The sequence below is a fragment of the Streptomyces sp. NPDC038200 genome, assembly GCF_055600785.1.
Window position 1 is genome coordinate 118,913 of record NZ_JBVJYH010000012.1, and the last position, 22,680, is coordinate 141,592.

Here is a 22,680-nt window from a genome sequence, read left to right on the forward strand (position 1 = left end):
CCCGAGGAGACGAGCACATGGCACTGACACCCGACGACACCACCACCGCGGCCGTGCAGAGCGCGGCGGAGCAGCCCACCCACCGTGTGGTGCGCAACGACGAGGAGCAGTACTCGGTGTGGTGGGTCGACCGCGAGCTGCCCCCGGGCTGGTCGGAGGAGGGTTTCCGGGGCTCCGAGGAGGCGTGCCTGGCCCATGTCGACGTGGTCTGGACGGACATGCGGCCGCTGAGCCTGCGCCGCCGGATGGAACAGCGTCCATGAGTGATCTGCGGGACCGGCTGCGACGGTTGGAGGCTTCCTTCGGACGGACGCCGGTCGTTCCCGTCGACGACGACCACGTCCGTCTCCTGGCCAAGCTGGAGTTCGAGAACCCCAACGGCAGCCTGAAGGACCGAGCCGCGTTCTGGATCCTCAAGACGGGGATAGAGCGGGGTGACATCACCGAGGAGACCACGGTCGTGGAATCGTCGTCGGGGAACTTCGCCGTCTCCATGGCGTCCTTCTGCCACACGCTCGGGATCCGCTTCGTCCCGGTCATCGACCCGAACTGCAACGCCTCGACCGAGGCCCGCCTCCGCGCGCGCTGCGAGCGGGTGGAGAAGGTCACCACCCGCGACGCGACGGGCGGTTACCTGCGGACCCGGCTGAGACGGGTGCAGGAGATCCGGCGGACGCTGGAGCGGTGCTACTGGCCGGACCAGTACAGCAACACCGGCGCCCTGGAGGCGAACTACCGGCTGACCGGCGCCGAGATCGTGGCGGCGGTCCCGTGCCTGGACTACGTCTTCGTGGGCGTGGGCACCGGAGGCACCGTCGCGGGCCTGTCCCGGCGCCTGAAGGAGGCGTTCCCCGGGATCAGGGTCGTCGCGGTGGACGCGGCCGGGTCCGCGGTGTTCGGGCAGCGGCCGAGGGCACGCAGAATTCCGGGGATCGGTTCGAGCATCGTTCCGCCTCTCGTCCGCAAGGCGATCATCGACGACGTGGTGATCGTGCCCGAGCGGCGGACCGCGGACGGCTGCCGGGCGCTGCTGGCCCGCAGCGGCATCCACGCCGGCGGCTCGTCCGGCAGTCTCTACGCCGCGGTCCAGCACTATTTCGCGCAGCGCTCCGTCACCGGCCCGCGCCCCTCGGTGCTGTTCCTCTGCGCCGACCGGGGCGCCGGGTACGCCGACACGGTGTACAGCGACGCCTGGGTGGACGCATTCCTCGATCCGGTCGAGGACTTCACCATCAGGTCCGTGGCGACGCCCGTGCCGGCCGGCTGATCGGGCCTGTCGGTCCCGAGCGTGCCGCCGCGCCCCTCGTGCTCCGTGCCCGGCCGAGCGCGTCGGCGAACGAATCGGCCATGGCGGGAATGCGGTCTGGCTCCTCGCCGTGGCGGGTGATCGAATCGGGGTCGGACCGCATCCGGTGGTGGTGAGGGGCTCGTGTGACGACGGTGACGTACGAGGATGTGCATCGGCGGATGGCCGCCGCGATCGACGCGGAGCGGAACGCCGTACTCGACCTGCTCGGTCCATCGGCACCCGCGGTCCGCGCGGCCGTGGCCGAACTCCTGGACCACCGTGCGTTCGGGTACCCGTTGTCGGTCCTGCCGCTGATCGTCCACGCCGTCGAGACCGGAAGCCTCGAACCGGCGCTCCCCCTGGCCGTCGTCCACGAGCTGTGGTGGACGTCGGCCTGCTGTCTGGACGACCTCGCCGACTCCCCGGGCGGCTACCGGGCCGGTGACCTCGACGAGAGCACGGCGCTGCTCGCCACCTTCGTGGCGGGGACGTCCCTTCCCCTCCTCGCCGTTCAGTCCGAGCGCGTTCCGGAGCCGGTCCGCGGCGCGCTGGCGGCCGAGGTGGTGCGGTGCTGGATCCCGGCGTCCGAGGGACAGCTGAGGGACCTTCAGGGGCGGGCGGCGGGCGCCACGCGGGCCTCGGTGGTCGCGGCGTACCTGGGGAAGTCCGGGGCGCCGTTCCGCATGATCACCGTGATGGCCGCCCGGCTGGCGGGCGCCGAGGAGCCGCGCCTGGCGTTGTGGCGCGAGTTCGGCGAGGTCTTCGGGGTGCTGTGGCAGCTCTTCAACGACCAGGAGGACATCCTCTCCGGCCGCGGGGAGGATCTGCGCAACGGCACCGTCACCCATCTGCTCGCCTGTGCCCTGGAGGAGAGGGCCGCCGGCCACCGGGAGCGGGTGCTGGCTCTGCACGCTGCCGCGCGGCACTGCGCGCGTGCCCGGGCGGACCTCACCGAGTTGTTGCTCGCGCCGGCGGTGCTGGACCGTTTCGAGAGGGATCTCGAGGAGTTCCGCTACCGTGCCCACCGGATTCTCGACGAACTCGGCGGGCACGAAGGGTATCCGCCCCTCCTGCGGGACCTCGTCGACCGGTCGTCCCGACTGCTTCTCGCCGCCCGGGGCTGAGGGCCGCCGCGCCCCGCCGCGGAGCCGTGCCCGCGGACCGGTCCGGCGGTCAGCGACGCGTCCGCTGTGCGGCGACGATCGCGTGCACGGTCTTCTCCGCGCCCGCGCGCCGCTGCACCCGTTCGGCGAAGCCCGGGAACTGGGAGGCGATCCTGGTGAGCAGGCGCAGTTCGAGCGGGGCGACGTTGATCTCGGCGACGTCGCGTTCGATCGCCCGTGTGACGCCCCTGACGACCTGCCGCGGTGCGACCGTACGGACACCGCCGGGTGTGGGCGAACCGGTTTCGGCGAACATGCCGAGGTCGCGTACGAAGCCGGGCTGGACGATGGAGACGCCGACGCCGGTGCCGTGCAGATCCTGGCGGAAGGCGAGGGAGAGGCCGCGGAGTCCGAACTTCGTCGCGGTGTACAGGGACGAGGACTTGGTGGCGGCCATGCCCGACAGCGATCCCACGAAGCAGATGTGGCCGCTTCCGCGCGCCACCATGCCGGGGGCGAGCAGCCGGGCGAGCATCGCGGGTGCGCGCAGGTTCACCGCGAGCGCGCGGTCGATCTGCGCCGGCGTGTAGTCGAGCAGGTCGCCGCTGGAGGGCAGGGCCGCGTTGGCGACGAGGATGTCCGTGCCGGCGGCTTCCTCGGCGAGACGCCCGACGTCGGCGTCGTCGGCGAGATCGGCGAGGATCGTCCGCGCCCCGTAGCGGTCGGCCAGCGGTTCCAGCGCCTCGCGCCGCCGGCCGCTGAGGATCAGCTGCGCGCCGCGTGCCGACATCTCGGCGGCGATCGCACCTCCGATACCGCCCGTGACTCCGGTGAGCAGAACACGTGCCCCTGCGATGCGCACGACCGTCCTCCCGTCCTGTTCGTTCGAACGAACAATAGAGACGACAGGGTTCTCTGTCCACCGGTGTCACAGGGAACGGCGGTGCGTGCCAGGCAGGCTGACGCCATGTCATTTTCGCCGGGCGTCGCTGGACCCGGGCGCGGTCCGTGGCGGGGGCCACTGATGGAACAATGCCTGCCATGCCGAACGCCGCCCCCTCCGCCTCGACGCGCCAGCGCATCATCACCGCCGTTCTGCGCATCATCGGCGAGGACGGGGTGGCCGCGGTCACCAACCGGCGGATCGCCAGGGAGGCGGGCGTGTCGCTCGGCTCCGTGACGTACCACTTCGAGACCCAGCACGATCTGCTGCGCGAGAGCCTGCTGCACTTCGTGCGCGAGGAGGCGCGGTACTTCACCGACCTGGCCGACCAGTGCCAGACCGACGGCATCGGCGTGGAGGACGCCGCGTCCCTGGCCGGCCAGGTCGCGTGCGGCACCGCGCTGGACAGTGCCCAGCTCGCCCCGTTCGAGCTGTACCTCCACGCCGGGCGCGACGAGCGGCTGCGGGAGGCGGCGGCCGAGGCGTTCAAGGCCTACGACCGGCTCGCCGCCCGGATCCTCACCGCCCTGGGCGTCCCGGACGCGGAGCGTCTGGCCGCCACCACGGTCGCCGTCGTCATGGGACTGCAACTGCGGCGCCTGGCCACCGGAAGCGCCGCCGAGGACCTGGTCGACGCCCTCCTGCTGCTCGCGCGCGGTACCGCCGGCCGACCGGCCGGGCACGACCTGCCCGCGTGAGCGTACGCCGTCGGCCGGTGCACCGCCCGTGCCCGGAACGGCGGGGCCGCCGTACGATGCTGTCGTGATCACCTGTGTTGTCGAATACACGATCGACGCGGCGAAGATCGACGCCTTCGAGCGGTTCGCCGAGCGGTGGATGGCACTCGTCGAGGAGCACGGCGGCACCCACCACGGCTACTTCCTTCCGTCCGAAGGCGCGAGCGACAAGGCGCTGGCGCTCTTCAGCTTTCCGGGTCTGGCCGCCTACGAGGAGTACCGGGGGCTGTTCGGCAGACATCCGGACTTCATCGAGGCCGACCGCATCCGGGACGACAGCGGCTGCGTCCTGCGCTACGAACGCACCTTCATGCGGCCGTTGCTGCCCCACCGCGACTGATCGATCGGAGACGCCGCGTACAGGTCGCGCAGCAGCGCGATCTCCGCTCCGTGGTGGATGACCTCACGGTTGACGTGGAGGACGACGGCCGCCAGCGGCCAGTGACGGTAGGTGTCCCACAGATCGTCGCTCGGGGCGGCCAGCGCGTCGGCGTCCAGCCCGCGCACTCCGGTGAGCCATCCTTCGTACACCTCGTCGAGCTGGCGCAGGGCCTCGGTCGCCGTCGCCGCGTACGCGAAGGTCTCGTAGTCGGTCTTCGGGCCGCCGAAGTAGTGCCCGACCCGCATGCCCAGCACTCCGACGACGACGTGTCCGAGCCGCCAGGCGATGGTGGTGACCGGAGCCGGGTACGGCTCGGGCGTCGCCCAGTCGATGACGTGGCTGCCCGATCCCGCCGCCGACGCCGTCCGGCCGTGGTCCCGGGGGCGGATGTTCCAGGCGCCGGCCACCGGCTCCCAGAAGTACTCGTCGTCGCTCAGGCCGTCCAGCCGCGGCCGCAGCTGGTGGCGCCAGTGCCAGTCGAGTTGCGCCACCAGCTGCTCGTTGAAGTCGATCTCCATGGCGACGACCGTAGGCGGCGGGCGGGCCCGCCGGAGCCGCAGCGCAGCCGACGCCCCGGAAAGTATGAACGGCCGTCCCTCGTTCGTGGGGTGGTGCCCTCCCGTCAGGGGTCTCCGGCCCGCCGCTCGGCCCGGTCGGCGGCGTGCGTGACGAAGTTCTCGATCAGCCGCAGGCCGGAGCGGGTGCACACGCTCTCCGGGTGGAACTGCACGGACTCGACCGGCAGACCGCGGTGGCGCAGGCCCATGACGTAACCGTCGTCCCGCGACCGCGCGCTCACCTCCAGCTCCTTCGGCAGGGTCTCCTCGACGACCACCAGGGAGTGGTAGCGGGTGGCGGTGAAGCCTTCGGGCATCCCGGTGAAGACACCGCGTCCGTCGTGCTCGATGTCACTGGTCTTGCCGTGCATGATCCGCTCCGCGGGCCGGACCACGGCGCCGTGGGCGGCGGCCACCGCCTGGTGTCCCAGACAGACCCCGAGCAGCGGGACCCGGCCCGCCGTCGCCCGGACGAACCGCGGATAGTCGTGGTCGTCGGGCGTCCCCGGCCCCGGGCCGAGCACGACCGCGTCCGTCCCCGGGCCGGGCAGGTCGGCGGCGTCGACATCGCCCGCGCGTACGACCACGACGTCCACGCCCGTCGTCAGCAGGTACTGGCGGATGATGTGGACGAAGCTGTCGAAGGCGTCGATGAGCAGGACCTTCACGTCAGCAGTTCCTCTCCTGTCACCGCCCAGTGGGCGGCGCTGCACTTGGCGAGGGTCTCCACCCACTCCCGCTCGGGGTCGGAGTCGGCGACGACGCCCGCCGACGCCCTCGTGCGGTAGGCCCCGCCGTCGTGGACCAGGGTGCGGATGCACAGGGCGAGGTTGAGGTGGCCGCGGTGGCCGATGACGCCGACGGCGCCCGCGTACAGGCCCCGGCGCCGGGTCTCCAGCGCTTCGATGATCTCCATGGCCCGGATCTTCGGCGCACCGGTCATCGTGCCCGCCGGGAAGAGGGCCGCGATCACGTCGAACACGTCCGTGCCGGGCTCGATCCGCCCGGTGACCGTGGACACCAGGTGCAGCACCCTCGTGTACCGCTCCGTCCGGAGCATGTCGGGAGTGTCCAGCGTGTCCCTGCGGCACACCCGCCCGATGTCGTTGCGGCACAGGTCCACCAGCATGACGTGCTCCGCGATCTCCTTCGGGTCCGTACGCAGCAGTGCGGCCCGGCGTGCCGCCTCGGCGGGATCCGCGCCGCACGGCAGCGTGCCGGCGATGGGGCGCATGGTCAGCAGGTCGCCCTCCCTGCGGACGAACAGTTCGGGGCTGGCGCCGATGACCGTGCGGCCCGCGTACGGCGCCAGGTACATGTACGGCGAGGGGTTGCGGATCCGCAGGCGCGCGTAGACGTCGACCGGGTCGGCGTCGCTCTCGATCGTCAGCTCGTGGCCGAGCTGCACCTGGTAGATGTCCCCCGCCCGCAGATGGGCCAGGGCCTGCCGGGCGTCGTCGCGGTACCGCTCGGGCGTGGTGCTGTCGCGCACCCGGTAGGGCGGCGGCACGTCGGGGCACACGGCTTCGTCCGCCGGTCCTCCGGGCGGGCCGGAGGCGAGGGTGCGCCGGAGGGCCTCCGTGTCCAGCGGCGGCCACGCCGGTGCGTCGGTGAGCACCAGCTCGGCGTGCGACCGCTCCGGCGCGTACGACAGGCAGCCCTGGAACAGGGCCAGGGAGAGGTCGGGCAGCTCCTCCTCCTGCCGGATGAGGCGGGGAAGGTTCTCGATGTAGTGGGCGGTGTCGTAGCCGAGAAAGGCGAGGAAACCCGACTCCCCTTCGTCCACGCCGGGTTCGTCCGTGGCGAAGGCCGCGGTCAGGGCCCGCAGCGCGGTCCACAGCGCGCCGGGCGAGGGCAGGTGCAGGGGTCCGCCGTCCGCGGCCGGCACACCGAGCGCCCGGCGCATGGCACTCGTCGCGAGATCGGTGAGCGCCGGGACGCCGGTGGCGTCGATCCGGCCGCGGGTGACGGTGACGGTGAGCAGGCAGCGGAAGCCGACCAGGCTGCGCCGGCTGTCCTGCGCCGGCCCGCCCGCGGACTCCAGGAGGTACACCTGGTCCCGCCCGAAACGGGCGGCCAGTGCCCGGTACGCGGCGAGCGGCCGGGGGGCGGCACAGCGGGAGCGCCGCACCGCCAGGGTGAGGGCCGGTGGGTGGAGGGGCGGCGAGTGCGTCGTCATGGGGCGGCACTCCTTCCTGGCCTGTGCTGGGCCACGGGCTGCGCGCGGGAACGGGGTGCGGTCGGTCAGCCGGGCAGCAGGTGCCGCACGGCGGCCTGCCGGGCCGCTCGCACCTCGTGGTCCGGTTCCGTGCGGTTGTCCTGGAAGCGGGCCGCCTTCCAGCTGACGAAGGCACCGGTGTGGGTCACGGGATCGAGGTCGGCGGTGAGTTCGACGTCCGCCCGCACGCCGCACCTGGCGAGGAGGCGCTGCGCGGTCGCCGCGGCCACCGCCGCCCCCTCGTCCCGGTGCTCGGGCAGGAGTTCCAGTCGTACGGTGACCCGGTCCGTTCCGTCGGGGCCGGGATCCACGACGATCTGGTAGCCGAGGCAGCCCCGCACGCCGTCCAGCAGCGCCTCCTCCAGCTCCGCGGGCCGCAGGCGCCGCCCGTCGACCACCACGTGGTCGGCGACGCGTCCCGTCACCGTGACCAGAGGCCCCGGACGGCCGCAGGCGCAGCGCTCGTCGGTCAGGTGCACATGGTCGCCGGTGCGGTACCGGACGAGGGGCTTGATCCCGTCGATCAGCATGGTCAGGACCAGTTCCCCCGCACCGGCCGGGCCGAGGCTCCGCCCGGTCGCGGGATCGACGACCTCGGGGAGGTAGTTGGGACGCGAGAGATGGAGCCGGCCCTCGGCGCAGCCCGTGGCGACGGCGAGCGCCTCCTGCGAGCCGTACAGGATCGGCAGGGTGTCGGCTCCCCACAGCGAGGCGACGTTCCGGGCGAACGCCGGAGTGCAGATCTCGCCCAGCACCAGGAAGAGGTCGACCTTGAAGTCCCGGCGCAGGTCGTAGCCGTAGTGCCGGGCGGCCTTCGCCAGTCCCAGGCACAGGGCGGGCGCGCCCACGACGACCTCGACGCCCAGTTCGCGCATCAGGCGCAGCGCCTTCTCGAAGCCGACCCGCGGTGACTCGGGCCAGAGCTTGACGTGGCTCGCGCCGAGCCGCTGGGCCACCTCGCCGAAGGTGTCGCCGAAGGCGTACAGCTCGCTGGGGCCCATCAGCCCGATCATCGGCAGGCGGTCGCCGTAGCGCGCCGCGAACAGCCGGCGGCATGCCTCCGTGACGTGCAGATCGCTGGTGAAGACGTCCTTGGCGGCGCGCGGGCAGGGCGTGGACGCTCCGGTCGTACCGGTGGTCTCGTAGTAGACGAGGGCCTCGGACACGGGTGCGCACAGCACGTCCGTCATCTCGCGGCGCAGGTCGTCCTTGGTGGTGTACGGCAGGTGCGGCAGCGATTCCGGGGTGAGGCCGTCGAGGTCCGTGGCGCCGAGGTGGCGGCGGTAGAACGGCGAGTTGTCCCGCACGTGGCGGACCACCGTCCGCAGCCGTTCCGTGTCCCAGGCGTCCCATTGCGGCTCGCCGAGCGTGCCGTTGTAGTAGTCGTCGGTGAAGGAGGCGTAGGCGTCGCGGAACCGCGGGTCGACGTGCGGGGCGTTCATCGGTGCGCTCCCTGGCTGCGGTGGGGGGATCGGTGGCGCTCGCTGGGGACGTCGACGGCCAGTGCGTCCCGTCCCGTCAGCTCGCGGTGTTCCCGCAGCACCTGGATCAGGTCGACCATGCGGTGCAGCATGCGGGTGACCATCTCCATGCCCTCCTCGTCCGCCAGCACGCTGCCGGCCTCGTCGCCGTGCACGACGGAGGGGAAGCCGTGTCCGGCGACGATCATCCGGTTGAGCAGGATGTTGTGGAGCAGGTGGGAGTAGGTCTCGACGTGGCTGTAGCGGCGCCCGGTGACCACGGCGCCCGCCACCTTGTTGGTCAGCCGCCGGTCGAAGCGCAGATACCCGGTACCGGAGCGTTCGATGAAGGCCGGCATGAGCGGCGCGCTGCCGAACCCGTGGACGGGAGTGGCGTAGATGATGCCGTCGGCTTCGGCCATCCGGTCGACGACCGCGGCCACGTCGTCGTCCACCGTGCAGGGCGCGGTCCGGAAGTTGCAGTCGCCGCAGGGACCGCACGGAGTCATCCGCAGGTCCCGCAGGCACACGACGTCCAGGCAGGCGCCCCGGCCCGCGAGTTCCTTCTCGGCGTAGCGGAGGATGGCCGCGTTGTTGCCGTCCGGCCGTTCCGAACCGTTGACCGCCAGGATGCGGATCTGCTGCGTGCCGCTCGCCACCTGCGCCTCCCTCTGCCGAACCGGTGGGGCTGGGATCCTCGCCGGACGCGGTTAGCCGACGGTTACATCCGCTGCGCCAGGCGGCCGTGCAGCGCGTCGTCGAGGAGGCGCCGGGTGCGCGGGGCGGGCTGTGCGTCGAGCCCCTGGCTGAGGCGGCGCGCGCACACGTCGTGCCACGACTTGACGCTGCCCAGCTCGCCTCGCGTGCCGTGGACGTACATGAGCGTCTGGTAGGCCTCCTCCTGGTAGGGGTCCACGTCCAGTATCTGCCGGCAGTACTCCGTCGCCGCCGCGTGCTCGGCCTCGTGCAGGGCCAGTTCGCGCAGGCGGTGCAGGGCGCGCAGCACGGTGGACCGCGTCCACTGCCGCTGTTCGGTCACCCAGTCGGTGGTCTCGCCGGGCAGGAACTCGCCGCGGTAGAGGGCGACGGTCCGCCGGTAGTGGTCGGCCGCCGAGGCGCTGTCGCCGTGGCGCTCCACCAGCGCGCCGCGCTCCAGGTGGTGTTCCATCTCCTCGGCGTCCACCCATACGCGGTCCGCGTGGAGGATGTAGCCGTGGTCGCGGTACTCGATGGTGACGGCGGGCCGTCCGGGCAGGTCCTCCTCGGTGCGCAGCACCTGGCGCAGCGCGTGCATGGCGACCTTCAGCGAACTGCTGGTGGGCGACCACTCGTTGCCGGGCCACAGTGCCTCGTACAGGTGTTCTCGCAGCATGAGGCGGCCCCGGTTCATGACCAGGTACTGGAAGAGGTGGCGGGCCTTGCCCGCGCGCCACTTCAGCACGGGGCGGCCGTCGAGGGTGACGCTGAAGTCACCCAGACAGCGCACCTCCACCGTCGCCTCGTCCGCGATCATCGCGCCGTCGGCGGCGCGTCCGGTTACGTACTTGTCGTGCATCGTGTTTCCCCCTGATTTCCCCGTTGTTCCGAGCACGAGAAGACGGGGCCAACGTAGAAACGCGCCAAGTGCGCCAACAAGGCGCGGGTCGTCGGGTGAGCCGTTCGCATCAGTGGATGTGCGCCGAACGTCGTAGTCCGCACCTGCGCCCTTGCGATCAGCGGGGGTTCTGTGATCGGGCGCCCGGGGCAGAGCAGTTCCAGCCACAACCGTTCCGCACCCGGCACAGGTTTGCCCAGGCGGTATAGCCTTGAACTGCGCTTAACACTGTCACATGGTCCGGTGCAGTGAGGGGGAAGTGCATGTCGTCGGGGTGCGGCTGCGGGGAACGGAATCACTCGGCGGCTGTCGGTCTCCACCCCGAGGACCGCGTACGACACTTCCTCCGGCGTCCGGCGGTGCGAGCGCGAGGCAGTGGTACATGATCGACGGAGCCACCGAGACAGTCACCATCGTGGTGGCCGACGACCACTCCCTGTTCCGCGAGGGGCTCAAGGAACTCCTGGCGACGGTGCCGGAGTTCAGCGTGGTGGGCACCGCCGGCGACGGCGATCAGGCCCTGTCCCTGGTGCGGCAGTTCCGGCCGGACATCCTGCTCCTGGACGTGCAGATGCCGGGCCCGACAGCCGCGGTCGTCGTGGAGCGCACCTGCCGGCTGTCGCCGACGACCCGGGCGGTCGCGCTGGCCATGCACGACGACACCGCCCTGATGGAGGAGCTGCTGCTGCGCGGAGCCGCGGCCTATCTGGTCAAGAACATGGCCCGGGACGAACTCGTGGCCGCGCTCATCACGGTCGTGCACAGCAGCGGGAACGTGCTGGTGTCGGTGCCGCAGGGAGCCATCCGCGCGCTGGGACGGCGCTCCGACGTCGAGGATCCCTCGCCCCGGGAACTGGACATCCTGCGTCTCGTCGCGCTGGGCATGAGCAACCGTCAGATCGCCTCCCGGCTCCATCTGGCCGAGGCCACCGTCAAACGGCACCTGACCAACGTGTACGCCAAGCTGGGCGCCGTCTCCCGTGTCGACGCGGTGCGCCGCGCGGGCACACTCGGCCTCATCGACCTCTCCTAGACCTGTCCTGGACCTGCCCTCCTCTCCCGGGGAGGACCGTCCGGTCTCCCTAGAATGGCGGCCATGTCCCGCACCTCCCCACCGCTGACGCTGACCTGGTCCCAGGTGTCCGCCTGGCGGCTGCGTCGGCACCACCTGGTCGATCCGCTCACCGCGCCGGACCCGTGCGCCGCCGTGGAAGGCGTGGCCTCGGCACTGTGCGGTGTGCACGCGCAGGTCATGTCGTCGGCGGAACAGGCGGTGGCGGCCCGCACCCGGCTCCCCGACGCCGGGGCCGCGGTGCGCGCCGCGCTGTGGGAGGACCGGAGACTGGTCAAGACGTGGGCGATGCGGGGCACGCTCCATCTGCTCCCCGCCGCTGAACTGCCCTGGTACGTGGCCGCGTTACGGCACGACAGCCGGCTTCTGGGCGAACGGCTCCTCGCGCAGCAGGGGATCACACCGCGCGATGTGCGACTGGTCCTGGAAGCGCTGCCGGAGGCACTCGGCGAGGAGGCGCTCACCCGGGAGGAACTGGCCGATCGCCTCGGTGCCGTCACACACGACGAGGGGCTCGGCGACAAGGTGCGCTCGGGGTGGGGGGTGCTGCTCAAACCGGCCGCGCGACGCGGCCTGTTGTGCTTCGGCCCCCAGCGGGGCCGCAACGTGACCTTCCGCGCGCCCCGGCACTGGCTCGGCGACCACGGCGCGCCGCCCGGGGACCCGGAGTCCGCCGAGGGCGCGCGGGCCCCCGGGGAAGCGGCGGCGGCCGAACCGGGCCGGGCCCTCGGCCGGGTGCTGGAGCGGTACCTGCGCGCCTACGGCCCGGCCGCACCGGACGACTTCGCGCGCTGGTGGGGCACCGGCACGCCCGAGGTGCGGGAGGCGCTGCGCGCACTGGGCGAGGCGGTGGAGGCCACGAGCGTCGAGGGCCACCGGGCGTGGGCGCTGCGCGAGGACCTGGAGACGATGGCCCGCCCCGCGCCGGACGGCACCCCCGTCGTCCGGCTGCTCCCGGGGTTCGATCCCTATGTCGTGGGCCTGACCCGCCAGCTGGCGTCCCTGCTGCCCGATCCCGCACTGCGCTCGAAGGTGTCGCGCACCGCGGGGTGGATCTCGCCCGTGCTGGTCGTCGACGGCCTGATCGGCGGAGTGTGGACGGCGCAACGGCTCGCCCGGCGCACCGAGGTCGAGGTCGAGGCGTTCGTACCCCTGCGGCCCGGCCTGCGCCGCCGGGTCGTCGAGGAGGCCGAGTCGCTGCTGGCGGCCTCCGGCGGCCAGGACGTCGCGGTCCGCTTCGCATAACCGGTCGCTAACCTCCCCGCCCTAGGGTCGCCCCGACCGCCGCGGCACCGCCGAGCCGCGCCGGCGCACGGACCTGGGGAGGACGGATGAGCCCACCGGCCACGGGCAGGAGGCCGCCCCCGGCGGGACGCTGGCTGCTGCGCGAGCCGTCGCAGGAGGCCGGGGCACGGCTGTTCTGCCTGCCGTTCGCCGGCACCGGAGCCGCGTCGTTCCGCGGCTGGCCCGGCCGCGTCGGCCCGCTGGAGGTGTGCCCGGTGCAACTGCCCGGGCGGGAGAACCGCATCCGCGAGGACGGCTACCACGACTTCGACGCGTTCGCCGCCGACGCCGCACGGGCGCTGACGCCGTACCTGGACCGGCCCTACGCGCTGTTCGGGCACTGCATGGGGGCGCTGCTGTGCTACGCGCTGGCGGTGCGGATCCAGGAGACGGACGGTCGGCTTCCCGACCGGCTGTACCTCTCCTCCAGCCTGGTGCCCAGCCGCGGCTTCTTCGGGATGTTCCACCCCTCGATGAGCGACGAACGGCTCGGCCGGGAGCTGGGCCGGGTGGTGGGGCGGCTGGGCGGCGGGGAGATCCTGCCGGACCTGCTCCCCCTGGCGATCCGCGTGCTGCGCAACGACATCGGCATGTGCCACGGCTACCGACCCCCGGGACCGTACCCGCTCAAGTCGCCGATCAGCGCGATCGGCTGGCGCGACGACCCCGACGTCGGTCCGCGCGACCTGCGCGAGTGGGAGGCCTACGGTCAGGTCACCCATCACACCCTCGACGGTGACACGCTCGCCTACCTGACCGCGCCGGCGGCCCTGACGGAGCTGATCGCCGAGGACTTCGCACCCGCCGCCCCGTGACCGGGATCCGTCCGGGGCAGTCTTCTGGAAGGGACGACCATGAGTCAGGACGCACGTGGGGCCGGATCCTCGACCCTGGGGGCGCTGTTCGCCGCGAGCGTGGCCCGGTACCCGGACGCCCCGGCGGTGAGCGACGGCACGTCGCGCCTGTCGTACGCGGAGCTCGACCGCCGGTCCACCGCGCTGGCCGGGGCACTGGCCCGGCGGGGCGTGCGCCGGGGGGACCGGGTCGGCCTGTATCTGACGCGGGGCGTGGACCTGGTGACCGCCGTGCTGGGCGTGCTGCGGGCGGGCGCCGCCTGTCTGCCCGTCGACACCGCGTATCCGGCGGCCCGGCGCGACCACATGCTGTCGGTGGGCCGGGTGACCTGCGTGGTCACCGAGCCGGCGCTGACGGACCGTCTGGCCGGCACCCCCTTCCCGGTGGTGGAGTGGAGCGGCGCGCAGGAGAGCACCGGCACCGACGACCCGCCGCTCCCGGAGCCGGACGGGGCGGACGCCGCCTGCGTGCTGTTCACCTCGGGTTCGACGGGCACCCCGAAGGCCGTGGTGCTCGAACACCGGCAGATGGCCGCCTTCGCACGGGACCCGGCCCTGCCCGAGCTGCGGCCCGGCGACCGGTCCGGGCAGGCCGCGAGCGTCTCGTTCGACACCTTCACCTTCGAGGTCTGGCGGGCCCTGGCGGGCGGCGCCGAGATAGCGGTGCTGCCGTCGTTCGCGCAGTTGCTGACCACCGATCTCCAGCGCGAGCTGCGACGGCGCCGGATCACCGCGATGCTGGCGCCGGCCGTCGCGCTCAACGACGTGGTGCGCCACGACCGTGAGGCGTTCTCCTCGCTGCGGCTGCTGTGCTCGGGCGGCGACGTCCTGCTCCCGGCGACCTGCCGGGATCTGCTGGCGGGCGGCTTCACCGGCCGGTTGTTCAATCTCTACGGCCCCACGGAGACCACGGTCGCGTGCACCGGGCACGAGATCCGCAGCGCTCCGCCGGCCGCCGAGGAGAGCGTGCCGATCGGCAGCGCCTTCGCGGGCGCGCGCCTGTACGTGCTCGACCCCCGGCTGCGTCCCGTACCGCCCGGCACCCCCGGCGAACTGCACGTGGCGGGCAGCGGTGTGGGCCGCGGCTATCTGGACCAGCCGGGGCTGACCGCCTCCCGTTTCCTGCCCGACCCGTTCGCCGGGGACGGCAGCCGCATGTACCGCACGGGTGACCGGGTGCGGCAGCGGCCGGACGGGGTCGTGGAGTACCTGGGCCGCATCGACCGCCAGTGGAAGATCAGCGGCTACCGGGTGGAGCCCGGCGAGGTGGAAGCGGCGGTGCGCAGTCATCCCGGGGTGCGGGAGTGCGCGGTGACCGCGGTCGGCGAGGCGGGCGCCCGGCGCCTGGTGGCGTTCACCGTGCCCGCCGGCGAGGAGCTGTCCCTGCGGGGCCTGCGCACCTTCCTGGAGCGGCGCGTGCCCCGGTACCTCGTGCCGTCGGAGTTCGTGGTCCTGCCCGCGATGCCGACCGACCCGCACGGCAAACGGGACTGGGCGCGCCTGCTCGCGATCCACGCGGACCGCCCCGTGGGCGGGGCCGACGACGCCCCGCCGCGCGACGACGTCGAGCGCTATCTGGTGCGGCTGTGGGAGGACCTGCTGGCCCTGGAGGGCATCGGCGTCCACGACGACTTCTTCGCCCTCGGCGGGCACTCCCTGCTGGCGGTCCGGGCCCGCCTGACCATTCAGCGGGACATGCGCATCGCGCTCAGGCCCGAGGCGCTCTTCGAGGACAGCGTGCTCGAGGACCTGGCCCGCGTCATCAACGAGAAGCGGAAGGCGATGGTGAGTTCATGACCGGCCGCGCACAGCCCGACGCGCCGATCGACCTCAACGACCTGGACCTGTTCGTGTCCGGTGACCCGCACGGCGCGTGGTCCTGGCTGCGGCAGCACGCGCCGGTGTACTGGAACCCCACACCGGAGGGCGGCTTCTGGGCGCTGACGAAGTACGAGGACGTCTCCGCCGCGTACATCGACGCGTCCTCGTTCTCGTCCCGGTTCGGGACGGTGCTGGGGGGCTCCTACCGCAGCGCCGCCGACACCGCGACCGGCCAGATGCTGATCTGCTCCGACCCGCCCGACCACCGGCTGCTGCGCCAGCAGGTCCACAAGGCCTTCGCGCCCTGGATGATCGAGAAGGCCACCCGGCGGGTGGTGGAGTTCCTCGGCGCGGCGCTGGACAAGTTCGTGGCCGCCGGGGGCGGTGACTTCGCCACCGAGGTGGCGCTGGAGCTGCCGGCGGGCTTTCTGTCGGCGATGTTCGGCCTCGGGCGCGACGACGCGTTCCGCCTGCTGCGGCTCACCCGCTCGATGATCGGGCACAAGGATCCCGAGTACGCGGGGTCGGCCCGCACGGGCATGACACTGGTGGCGTCCCAGGTGGAGATCTTCGACATGATCTCCGAGCTGATGGAGCGGCGGCGCCGCGAACCGGGCGGCGATCTCGTCAGCATCCTGTGCTCGGCCGAGATCAACGGCCGCCCCATGACGGACAGTCAGATCCTGTACAACTGCCTGAACGTGGCGGTGGGCGGCAACGAGACCACCCCGTACACCGCCACGGCCGCGGTGCTGGCCCTCGCGGACCATCCCGACCAGGCGGAACGCCTGATCGCCGATCCGGGGCTGCTGAGCCCCGCGGTGGAGGAGGTCTTCCGCTGGACGTCCACCAACGCCTATGTGCAGCGCACCGCGACCCGTGACGTGGAGATCCGCGGCACCCTCATCCGCGCCGGGGAGTCGGTCACGCTGTGGAACGCCTCCGCCAACCGGGACGAGGAGCAGTTCCCGGCGCCGGACGTCTTCGACCTCTCGCGCGCCCCGAACCAGCATCTGGCGTTCGGCGTGGCGGCGCACCGCTGCATCGGCATGGGTGGTGCGCGGCAGGAGATCACCCTGCTCATGCGGGCGCTGGCGGAGCGCCGGCTGCGCTTCCGGGTGGCCGGCCCCGTCGAACGTCTGCGGTCGAACTTCATGCTGGGCATCAGGCATCTGCCGGTGACGGTCACGGTCGGCTGACCTCACGGAGAGGCGGCCGCCACGGGGGAGGGGGGAGACTGCGTCTCCCCCCTCCCCCGTGGCGGCCGCCTCCGGCGGTCCTGGTCAGTCCCGGTCGGTGGCGCGCCGCAGGCTCAGCGGCCGCATGTCCGTCCAGTGCTCGTCGACATAGCGCTCGCACTGCTGCTCGTCGCCCGCGAACCCGGTGGGCCGCCACCCTCCGGGCGGCTCCCGGTCGGCGGGGAACAGGCCGTACTGCTCCTCGGCGTTGATCAGCACGTTCCAGGTGCGGGGCGTCGGGTCCGTGCCGACGTCCTCGCGGTCGACGCTCATGCCATGCCCTCCACCGTGTCGTCGTTCCTGCCCTCGTCGTTCCCGCCGTCGTCGGTCTCGGCGTCGTCGGTCTCGGCGTGCTCGTCCCGGCCCTGGCTCTGCGCCGTCCGCTCCAGGTGCGCGGCCAGGGCGCGCAGCCGGGAGTTGGCGAAGACGGTGCTCATGGGGATGGCGAGCCCCGTGGCGCGTCGGACGCGCGCCGCCACCCGGATCGCCAGCAGCGAGTTACCGCCGATCCGGAAGAAGTCCTCGTCCGCGCCGACCGCCGCGACGCCCAGCACCTCGCACCAGGCCCGGGCCACCAGCTCCTCGTACGGGCCCGTGGGCGCGGCGTCCGCTGCCGTCCGGTCCGGCGCGCCGGACGCGCGTGGTTCGGGTCGCGGGAGCGCGGCCCGGTCCACCTTCCCGGACGTGTTCAGCGGGAAGGAGTCGAGGACGACGTAGGCGGCGGGCACCATGTGGTCCGGTAGGTGCCGGCGCGCCCATGCGTCCAGGTCCTCCTCGTCCGGCCGGTGCGGCGTGCTCGGTTCGTTCCGGCAGTACGCGACGAGGGCGGGGGCCGCGGGGACGTCGTCGCGCTTGACGACGACGGAGCCGGCCACCAGCGGATGCCGGACGAGCACCGCCTCGATCTCGCCGGGCTCGATCCGGAACCCCCGCAGTTTGATCTGGTCGTCGAGGCGGCCCAGATAGGCGAGCGTGCCGTCCGGACGCCGGCGTGCCAGGTCTCCCGTGCGGTAGAGGCGGCTGCCGTCCGCGGCGAACGGGTCCGGGACGAAGCGGGCCGCGGTCAGCGCGGGCCTGCCCAGGTAGCCGCGGGCCAGTCCGTCGCCGGTGAGGCAGATCTCCCCCGCCTCGCCGTCGGGTACGGGGCGCAGGGCCGGGTCGAGCAGGTACAGGCCCACCCCCGGCAGGGGCGCCCCCAGGTGCGGGGCGTGCCGTGCCTCGACGGGCGCCGCGGTGGCGTCCACGGTGCACTCGGTGGGGCCGTAGAGGTTGTGGGCGACGGCGGCGCCGCTCGCGCGGAGCGCGCCGAGGGCCTGCCAGAGGTCCGGGTCGACGGCCTCCCCGCCGACGAGGAGCGTGAGCGGGTCCGCCTCGGGTGCGGGTGTCAGATGCTCGACGAGGGGGCGCAGGTGCGAGGGGGTGATGTCCAGGTCGGTGACGCGTTGTTCGCGCAGGAACCGGGCGAGCGCCGCGGGGTCGGTGCGCAGCGCCTCGGGGAGGAGGACCAGCGTGTCGCCGGCGCAGGCGCGGATCCACTGCTGCACGGAGGCGTCGAAGGAGATGCTCGCGTTCCATCCGACGCGCGCCCGTTCCCGGCGGACGATGCCCGCGCCGCGCAGCCGCTGGAGGAACGCCGTCAGGGCACCGTGCGTGATCTGCACGCCCTTGGGCCGACCGGTGGAACCGGACGTGTAGACGACATAGGCGGGGTGAGCGGGCCAGAGGTCCACCTCGGGCGGGCCGGCCGCCGCGTCGGCGTCCAGGTCCAGGGTGTCCAGGTACAGGGCGCGGTCACGCAGCGGACCGGGCAGCCGGCCGCCGGCCGACGAGTGCGTCAGCACCGTCGTCATGCCGCAGTCGGCGGCCAGGAAGCGGAGCCGGTCCTCGGGATGCGCCGGATCGAGCGGCACATAGGCCGCGCCCGACTTCAGGATGCCGAACAGGCCCACCGGCAGGTCCGCGGTGCGGGGCAGGCACAGGCCCACCGTGGTCTCCGGGGCCGCTCCCCGGGCGTGCAGGATCCGGGCCAGGGCGTCGGAGTGCGCCTGGAGCCGGCGGAAGCTGAGCGACCGCGCCGCCGCGACGACGGCGGGCCGGCCCGGATGCCGGGCCGCGGCACGGTCGAGTCCGCGGTGGACGGGCTCCCACTCCCGTGGCGGGCTCGGTGCGCTCTCGCGCGTGGCGGTGGCCCGGGGTGTGCTGCTGAATGTCACACAGTCCTCCTCGACCGTGCTCGACGCGGCCCGCGCCGGTCAGTACCGGTACTTGGCCGGCTCGGCGTCCAGGGCGGCGACGGCGTCGGCGAACTCCCGTTCCAGGGCGGCCAGGCGGGTGGCGTCCGGTGCCGCCGCGTCGCGTTCGCTCATCAGCCGCTGGGTGGTGTCCAGCAGCGGCTTGAGGGCGGCTGCCGTGACGTTCTTGCCCGCCAGGTACGGCAGGGACCAGAAGTCGAAGTCGTACAGGGGCAGCCAGGTCGACTCGGTGACCGCGTCGAACATGGCGTCGCAGTGGGCGGCGGCCTCCCGGGAGTCCATCGTGAAGTGCTCCCAGCTGTAGCCGGCGCCCTTGATGCCGTACAGCTCCTTGGCGCGGTACACGGGCGAGCGTTCGTTGCCCCACCAGGCCTGCGCGCGCCAGAAGTCGGGGGCGGTCTCGTTGAGGAAGTCGACGGTGTTGGCGACGGTGCGTTCGTTCTCTCCGGGGAAGCCGACGATGAGGGAGGCGAAGGTGGTCACGCCGCGTTCCTTCAGCTGCCGGATCCCGGTGCGGTACTGGCTGTCCTGCGCGAGCTTGTTCATGTTCTGCAGGACCTGGGCGTCGCCGGACTCGATGCCGAGGAAGACGCCGGAGCACCCGGAACGCGCCGCGAGGTCGAAGGTCTCCTCGTCGCGGGCGTTGGAGCAGCGCAGGTAGGAGTACCACCGCAGCCCCAGATCCTCCTCGATCATCATGCGGCACAGTTCCTTGAACCGTTTGGGCGGGACGTTGAAGGTGTCGTCCACGAACACCACGTTGCGCACGCCCTTCTCGGCCAGCGTCCGCAGTTCCCGGCGTACCGTGTCGACCGAGGCCGTGGTCAGGGCGCCGGCCCGGGACGGGTAGTCGCAGAAGGCGCATTTGAAGGCGCAGCTGCGGGCCGTGCGGGTCTGCACCGTGGCGCCGGTCTGCCCGCTGCTGAAGCGGCTCCAGTCGATGGCGCAGGCGTCCAGGTCGTTGGCCTCGGGGCGGCGGCGGGTGAGGACCCACGCGTCGTCGGGGCAGTGGATGACATTGGGCACCTTCTCCACGGAGGCGCCCTCGGTCAGCGCGGCGCACAGGTCGAGCAGCGTCTGTTCCCCCTGGGACTCCTGGACGTAGGTGTCGGCGCCCATGGCGAAGAACATGTCCTGGAGCGTGTCCGTGATGCCGTTGAGGCACAGGTTGTCGATGAGGGGGCCGCCCACCACGATGTGGGTGTCGGGCGCGTGCTTGCGCACGAACTCCACGATCTGCACGACCGGCAGGATGGTCACGTAGAAGGTCGTCGTGATCGCCACCATGCGCGGGCGCCTGCTGAGCAGCCCGGCCAGTTCCTCCTGCTCGGCCCCGAACAGCGAGATCGGTTCGGCGGTGTGGCCGTGCCGGCGCAGGTGGTTGGTGAGGTAGAGCGCGGCGAGGTTGAACACCTCCCCCACGTGATAGCGGTCCTTGCGTCCGGTGGCACGGGTGCGCAGCCGGCTGAACGCCTCCAGCCAGGGCATGGGGCGGCCGTCGACGACGAGGTGTTCCTTGCGGTAGATCTGCCACTCGGGGGAGTCCGGACCGGCCTGTTCGCACATCAGCCGGTAGTCGTCGAAGTCACCGGCGTGGTAACCGATGACGACACAGTCGAGTCCGGTCATTTTTCCGCTCGCTTTCCGCTCGCGTCGGCGGGTGTGGGGAGGTGGGCACGGACGAGTCCGGTCACGTACGGCAGGTGGTCGGCGAAGTGGAAGTGGCCGCCCGGAAGCAGGTGCACCGCCGTGTCCCGCCGGGTCCGCTCGTTCCAGGCCGTGAGGGTCCGCTCGCTCACCAGCCGGTCCTCGGTCCCGCCCAGCACGGTGATGGGGCACCCCAACCGCCGCCGCTCGGGCCCGAACCGGTAGTTCTCGACGATCGTCAGGTCCGCGCGGACGGCGTCGAGGACGATCTGGAGGAGATCGGGGTCGGCCAGCACCTGCGCGGGCATCCCGCCGTACTCGTGCAGCCAGTCCACCAGGGCGGCGTCCGACCACAGGGCGTCGCCGTAGGTGGCGCCGGGGTCTCGGGCGTGCGGCGCCCAGGCCCCCGACACGCACAGGGCGGCGGGTGGGCGCCGGGCCTGCTCCAATTGCCAGGCCACCTCGAAGCCGAGGAGCGCGCCCAGGCTGTTGCCGAAGATCACCAGGGGCAGGTCCAGGCGGTCCAGGGACCGGACGAGCGCGTCGCACAGCTCGTCCATGCTGCGCGCCGGCGGCTCCCCGAAGCGGGCGCCGCGCCCGGGGTACTGGGCGGCCAGGACGGCGACGTCGTCGGGGAAGTGCGCGGGCCATTCGGTGAACGCGTGGGCGCTGCCCCCGCCGTGCGGCAGCAGCAGGAGCGCCGCCGTGTGCGGGCCGGGAGTCGGTCGCAGGTCCCACACCCAGGGCCGGGAGAAGTACGTGGCGCGCCGCGGTACGGAGTTCATACGGCGGACCTCGCCGGGTAGCCGGGGACCGGGTGCCGCGCGCACAGCCGGTGCACGGCTCGCCGGACCCGGTCGCGCACGGCGGGGTCGAGCCGGTGGCCCGCGCGTCCGGTCGGCTTCGTCGCGGTGAGGACCTGGTGGACGAGGTCGGCGCACTCCCCCATGTCATCGGGTTCCAGGCCGCGTTGGGCGAGGATGTTGGTGCCGAAGCGCAGCCCGCTGGTGATCCGCGGTGAACGGGTGTCGTGCGGGATGCGGTTGCGGTTGGCGAGGATCCCGCACTCCTCCAGGGCGCCCTCCGCGGCCGCCCCGGAGAGGCCGAGGGGCGTGGTGTCCACCAGGACCATGTGGGTGTCGGTGCCGCCGGTGAGCACACGGTGGCCGCGGCGTGTCAGCTCTTCGGCCAGGGCCCGGGCGTCGCGCACGATGCGCTCGGCCAGCTCCCGGAACGCCGGCTGTGCCACCAGGGCGAGGGCCCGCGCCTTGGCGGCGATCCCGGCGGCGTTCAGGGTGCCCTGGCTGCGCGGGAAGACCGCCCGCTGCATGAGCTGGGCGAGGGTGTGCACGCCGTCGGGTCCGGGGGTGTCGTGCTCCGCGCCGCTCAGGATCAGTCCGCCGCGTGGGCCGCCGAGTTGCTTGTAGGTGCTGAGCGTGGTGATGTGCGCGAGGTCGATCGGGCTGGGGTGCACGCCCGCGGCGACGAGGCCCGCGATGTGCGAGATGTCGGCGAGCAGGTACGCGCCCACGTCGTCGGCGACGGCGCGGAACCGTTCGTAGTCCAGGGCCCTGGGGTAGGCGCTGGCGCCCGCGATGACGACCTTCGGGCGGTGCCGGCGGGCCAGGCGCCACAGTTCCTCGTAGTCGATGAGGCCGTCGTCGCCCACGCCGTAGCCGACCGCGTCGAAGTAGTCGCCCACCACCGACGCCGGTGCGCCGTGGGTGAGATGGCCGCCCGCGTCGAGGGCGAGGCCCAGCACGGTGTCGCCGGGGCGCAGCAGGGCGAACAGGACGCCCAGGTTGGCCTGGGAGCAGGAGTGCGGCTGGACGTTGGCGTAGCGCGCCCCGAAGACCGTACGGGTCCGGCGGATCGCCAGCTCCTCCACCCGGTCGAGCCAGTGGCAGCCGGGGTGGTAGCGGGCACCGGGGTAGCCCTCCGCCGTCACGTTGGCCAGTACCGAGGCACCGCAGGCGAGGACGGACGGGTCGGCGAGGCTCGCGTAGGCGACCATGGCGAGCGTGTCCTGCTGCCGCCCGAGTTCGTGTTCCAGCAGCGCGTCCAGTTCGGGGTCGTCCCGCCGGAGCGAGGTCGCGGCGCTGACGGTCAGGTCCCGCTGCCCGGTACCCCGCGCCGCGGGTCCGGCCTGGTTCGGCAACGTCAATGAGTCCACTGCCCTGCCCTCGCGTCCTCGGTGCGTGGTCGGCGAGCCCCGGGGCGACCGGGGCCC

At 72.7% G+C, this 22,680-nt stretch carries 22 protein-coding genes; 10 read left to right on the top strand and 12 right to left on the bottom strand.

Annotated features, from left to right (window positions below; translation table 11 throughout):
• Positions 1-17 precede the first annotated feature (17 nt).
• The 3 genes from ACZ7KF_RS24235 to ACZ7KF_RS24245 all read left to right on the top strand — a co-directional run bounded on the left by ACZ7KF_RS24235 (position 18) and on the right by ACZ7KF_RS24245 (position 2,412).
• The gene (locus tag ACZ7KF_RS24235) at positions 18-263 is read left to right on the top strand and encodes an MbtH family protein (RefSeq protein WP_471078668.1); all 246 of its coding nucleotides are present in this window, start codon (positions 18-20) and stop codon (positions 261-263) included.
• Positions 260-1,267, top strand: a complete 1,008-nt coding sequence (gene sbnA / locus ACZ7KF_RS24240; RefSeq protein WP_471078671.1) for a 2,3-diaminopropionate biosynthesis protein SbnA — start codon at positions 260-262, stop codon at positions 1,265-1,267. The genes ACZ7KF_RS24235 and sbnA overlap by 4 nt, the downstream gene beginning before the upstream one ends.
• 164 nt (positions 1,268-1,431) lie before the next feature.
• Positions 1,432-2,412: a polyprenyl synthetase family protein gene (locus ACZ7KF_RS24245; protein WP_471078674.1), complete on the top strand. Its 981-nt coding sequence runs from the start codon at positions 1,432-1,434 to the stop codon at positions 2,410-2,412.
• Positions 2,413-2,461: 49 nt separating this feature from the next.
• On the opposite strand, the gene ACZ7KF_RS24250 is transcribed toward ACZ7KF_RS24245, so the two are convergent.
• Positions 2,462-3,253: an SDR family NAD(P)-dependent oxidoreductase gene (locus ACZ7KF_RS24250; RefSeq protein ID WP_471078677.1), complete on the bottom strand. Its 792-nt coding sequence runs from the start codon at positions 3,251-3,253 to the stop codon at positions 2,462-2,464.
• Between the two features lie 179 nt (positions 3,254-3,432).
• On the opposite strand from ACZ7KF_RS24250, the gene ACZ7KF_RS24255 reads away from it, so the two are divergent.
• Together ACZ7KF_RS24255 and ACZ7KF_RS24260 are read left to right on the top strand one after the other, a co-directional pair.
• Positions 3,433-4,032 carry a TetR/AcrR family transcriptional regulator gene (locus tag ACZ7KF_RS24255; protein WP_471078680.1) on the top strand — a complete coding sequence of 200 codons (600 nt, stop codon included), beginning with the start codon at positions 3,433-3,435 and terminating at the stop codon, positions 4,030-4,032.
• Positions 4,033-4,096: 64 nt separating this feature from the next.
• Positions 4,097-4,411: an NIPSNAP family protein gene (locus tag ACZ7KF_RS24260; protein ID WP_471078683.1), complete on the top strand. Its 315-nt coding sequence runs from the start codon at positions 4,097-4,099 to the stop codon at positions 4,409-4,411.
• Here the strand turns inward: ACZ7KF_RS24260 and ACZ7KF_RS24265 are convergent.
• The 6 genes from ACZ7KF_RS24265 to ACZ7KF_RS24290 all read right to left on the bottom strand — a co-directional run bounded on the left by ACZ7KF_RS24265 (position 4,366) and on the right by ACZ7KF_RS24290 (position 10,243).
• Entirely contained in the window at positions 4,366-4,971 is a 606-nt protein-coding gene (locus ACZ7KF_RS24265; protein WP_471078686.1) for a DinB family protein, read from the bottom strand. The two genes, ACZ7KF_RS24260 and ACZ7KF_RS24265, sit on opposite strands and share 46 nt — an antisense overlap.
• Before the next feature lie 104 nt (positions 4,972-5,075).
• Positions 5,076-5,678 carry an anthranilate synthase component II gene (locus ACZ7KF_RS24270; protein WP_471078689.1) on the bottom strand — a complete coding sequence of 201 codons (603 nt, stop codon included), beginning with the start codon at positions 5,676-5,678 and terminating at the stop codon, positions 5,076-5,078.
• The gene (locus ACZ7KF_RS24275; protein WP_471078692.1) at positions 5,675-7,189 is read right to left on the bottom strand and encodes an anthranilate synthase component I family protein; all 1,515 of its coding nucleotides are present in this window, start codon (positions 7,187-7,189) and stop codon (positions 5,675-5,677) included. Before ACZ7KF_RS24275 ends, ACZ7KF_RS24270 begins: the two co-directional genes overlap by 4 nt.
• A gap of 65 nt (positions 7,190-7,254) precedes the next feature.
• Positions 7,255-8,670 carry a phenylacetate--CoA ligase family protein gene (locus tag ACZ7KF_RS24280; RefSeq protein WP_471078695.1) on the bottom strand — a complete coding sequence of 472 codons (1,416 nt, stop codon included), beginning with the start codon at positions 8,668-8,670 and terminating at the stop codon, positions 7,255-7,257.
• Positions 8,667-9,347, bottom strand: a complete 681-nt coding sequence (locus tag ACZ7KF_RS24285; protein ID WP_471078698.1) for a flavodoxin family protein — start codon at positions 9,345-9,347, stop codon at positions 8,667-8,669. The genes ACZ7KF_RS24280 and ACZ7KF_RS24285 overlap by 4 nt, the downstream gene beginning before the upstream one ends.
• Positions 9,348-9,409: 62 nt before the next feature.
• Positions 9,410-10,243, bottom strand: coding sequence for an AfsR/SARP family transcriptional regulator (locus tag ACZ7KF_RS24290; RefSeq protein WP_471078701.1), 834 nt, complete (start codon positions 10,241-10,243; stop codon positions 9,410-9,412).
• Between the two features lie 421 nt (positions 10,244-10,664).
• Between ACZ7KF_RS24290 and ACZ7KF_RS24295 the strand changes: the two genes are divergently transcribed.
• From ACZ7KF_RS24295 to ACZ7KF_RS24315, 5 genes are all read left to right on the top strand, one after another.
• Complete coding sequence (locus tag ACZ7KF_RS24295; protein ID WP_471078704.1) at positions 10,665-11,315, top strand: response regulator; 651 nt, start codon at positions 10,665-10,667, stop codon at positions 11,313-11,315.
• 63 nt (positions 11,316-11,378) lie between these two features.
• A complete protein-coding gene (locus ACZ7KF_RS24300; protein ID WP_471078707.1) occupies positions 11,379-12,599 on the top strand; it encodes a winged helix DNA-binding domain-containing protein in 1,221 nt (406 codons plus the stop codon).
• A gap of 86 nt (positions 12,600-12,685) precedes the next feature.
• Positions 12,686-13,453, top strand: coding sequence for a thioesterase II family protein (locus ACZ7KF_RS24305; RefSeq protein WP_471078710.1), 768 nt, complete (start codon positions 12,686-12,688; stop codon positions 13,451-13,453).
• A 39-nt stretch (positions 13,454-13,492) separates the two neighbouring features.
• Positions 13,493-15,289 carry a non-ribosomal peptide synthetase gene (locus tag ACZ7KF_RS24310; RefSeq protein ID WP_471078713.1) on the top strand — a complete coding sequence of 599 codons (1,797 nt, stop codon included), beginning with the start codon at positions 13,493-13,495 and terminating at the stop codon, positions 15,287-15,289.
• A complete protein-coding gene (locus tag ACZ7KF_RS24315; protein ID WP_471078716.1) occupies positions 15,286-16,512 on the top strand; it encodes a cytochrome P450 in 1,227 nt (408 codons plus the stop codon). The genes ACZ7KF_RS24310 and ACZ7KF_RS24315 overlap by 4 nt, the downstream gene beginning before the upstream one ends.
• Before the next feature lie 84 nt (positions 16,513-16,596).
• On the opposite strand, the gene ACZ7KF_RS24320 is transcribed toward ACZ7KF_RS24315, so the two are convergent.
• Genes ACZ7KF_RS24320 through ACZ7KF_RS24340 form a run of 5 tightly spaced genes read right to left on the bottom strand, consistent with a single transcriptional unit; the run spans position 16,597 to position 22,608 of the window.
• On the bottom strand, positions 16,597-16,824 hold the full coding sequence (locus tag ACZ7KF_RS24320; protein WP_471078719.1) for an MbtH family protein: 228 nt from the start codon (positions 16,822-16,824) through the stop codon (positions 16,597-16,599).
• Entirely contained in the window at positions 16,821-18,764 is a 1,944-nt protein-coding gene (locus ACZ7KF_RS24325) for a non-ribosomal peptide synthetase (RefSeq protein ID WP_471078722.1), read from the bottom strand. The genes ACZ7KF_RS24320 and ACZ7KF_RS24325 overlap by 4 nt, the downstream gene beginning before the upstream one ends.
• 39 nt (positions 18,765-18,803) lie before the next feature.
• Positions 18,804-20,432: a PhpK family radical SAM P-methyltransferase gene (locus ACZ7KF_RS24330; protein WP_471078725.1), complete on the bottom strand. Its 1,629-nt coding sequence runs from the start codon at positions 20,430-20,432 to the stop codon at positions 18,804-18,806.
• Positions 20,429-21,235, bottom strand: coding sequence for a thioesterase II family protein (locus ACZ7KF_RS24335; RefSeq protein WP_471078727.1), 807 nt, complete (start codon positions 21,233-21,235; stop codon positions 20,429-20,431). The genes ACZ7KF_RS24330 and ACZ7KF_RS24335 overlap by 4 nt, the downstream gene beginning before the upstream one ends.
• Entirely contained in the window at positions 21,232-22,608 is a 1,377-nt protein-coding gene (locus ACZ7KF_RS24340) for a serine hydroxymethyltransferase (protein ID WP_471079021.1), read from the bottom strand. The genes ACZ7KF_RS24335 and ACZ7KF_RS24340 overlap by 4 nt, the downstream gene beginning before the upstream one ends.
• Positions 22,609-22,680: the final 72 nt, after the last annotated feature.

Excerpts from the sequence above, each read along its gene's own strand:
- ACZ7KF_RS24235 (WP_471078668.1), top strand. The coding sequence starts at position 18 with ATGGCACTGACACCCGACGACACCACCACCGCGGCCGTGCAGAGCGCG.
- sbnA (WP_471078671.1), top strand. The coding sequence starts at position 260 with ATGAGTGATCTGCGGGACCGGCTGCGACGGTTGGAGGCTTCCTTCGGA.
- ACZ7KF_RS24255 (WP_471078680.1), top strand. The coding sequence starts at position 3,433 with ATGCCGAACGCCGCCCCCTCCGCCTCGACGCGCCAGCGCATCATCACC.
- ACZ7KF_RS24265 (WP_471078686.1), bottom strand. The coding sequence starts at position 4,971 with ATGGAGATCGACTTCAACGAGCAGCTGGTGGCGCAACTCGACTGGCAC.
- ACZ7KF_RS24275 (WP_471078692.1), bottom strand. The coding sequence starts at position 7,189 with ATGACGACGCACTCGCCGCCCCTCCACCCACCGGCCCTCACCCTGGCG.
- ACZ7KF_RS24280 (WP_471078695.1), bottom strand. The coding sequence starts at position 8,670 with ATGAACGCCCCGCACGTCGACCCGCGGTTCCGCGACGCCTACGCCTCC.
- ACZ7KF_RS24290 (WP_471078701.1), bottom strand. The coding sequence starts at position 10,243 with ATGCACGACAAGTACGTAACCGGACGCGCCGCCGACGGCGCGATGATC.
- ACZ7KF_RS24295 (WP_471078704.1), top strand. The coding sequence starts at position 10,665 with ATGATCGACGGAGCCACCGAGACAGTCACCATCGTGGTGGCCGACGAC.
- ACZ7KF_RS24300 (WP_471078707.1), top strand. The coding sequence starts at position 11,379 with ATGTCCCGCACCTCCCCACCGCTGACGCTGACCTGGTCCCAGGTGTCC.
- ACZ7KF_RS24305 (WP_471078710.1), top strand. The coding sequence starts at position 12,686 with ATGAGCCCACCGGCCACGGGCAGGAGGCCGCCCCCGGCGGGACGCTGG.
- ACZ7KF_RS24310 (WP_471078713.1), top strand. The coding sequence starts at position 13,493 with ATGAGTCAGGACGCACGTGGGGCCGGATCCTCGACCCTGGGGGCGCTG.
- ACZ7KF_RS24315 (WP_471078716.1), top strand. The coding sequence starts at position 15,286 with ATGACCGGCCGCGCACAGCCCGACGCGCCGATCGACCTCAACGACCTG.
- ACZ7KF_RS24320 (WP_471078719.1), bottom strand. The coding sequence starts at position 16,824 with ATGAGCGTCGACCGCGAGGACGTCGGCACGGACCCGACGCCCCGCACC.
- ACZ7KF_RS24330 (WP_471078725.1), bottom strand. The coding sequence starts at position 20,432 with ATGACCGGACTCGACTGTGTCGTCATCGGTTACCACGCCGGTGACTTC.
- ACZ7KF_RS24335 (WP_471078727.1), bottom strand. The coding sequence starts at position 21,235 with ATGAACTCCGTACCGCGGCGCGCCACGTACTTCTCCCGGCCCTGGGTG.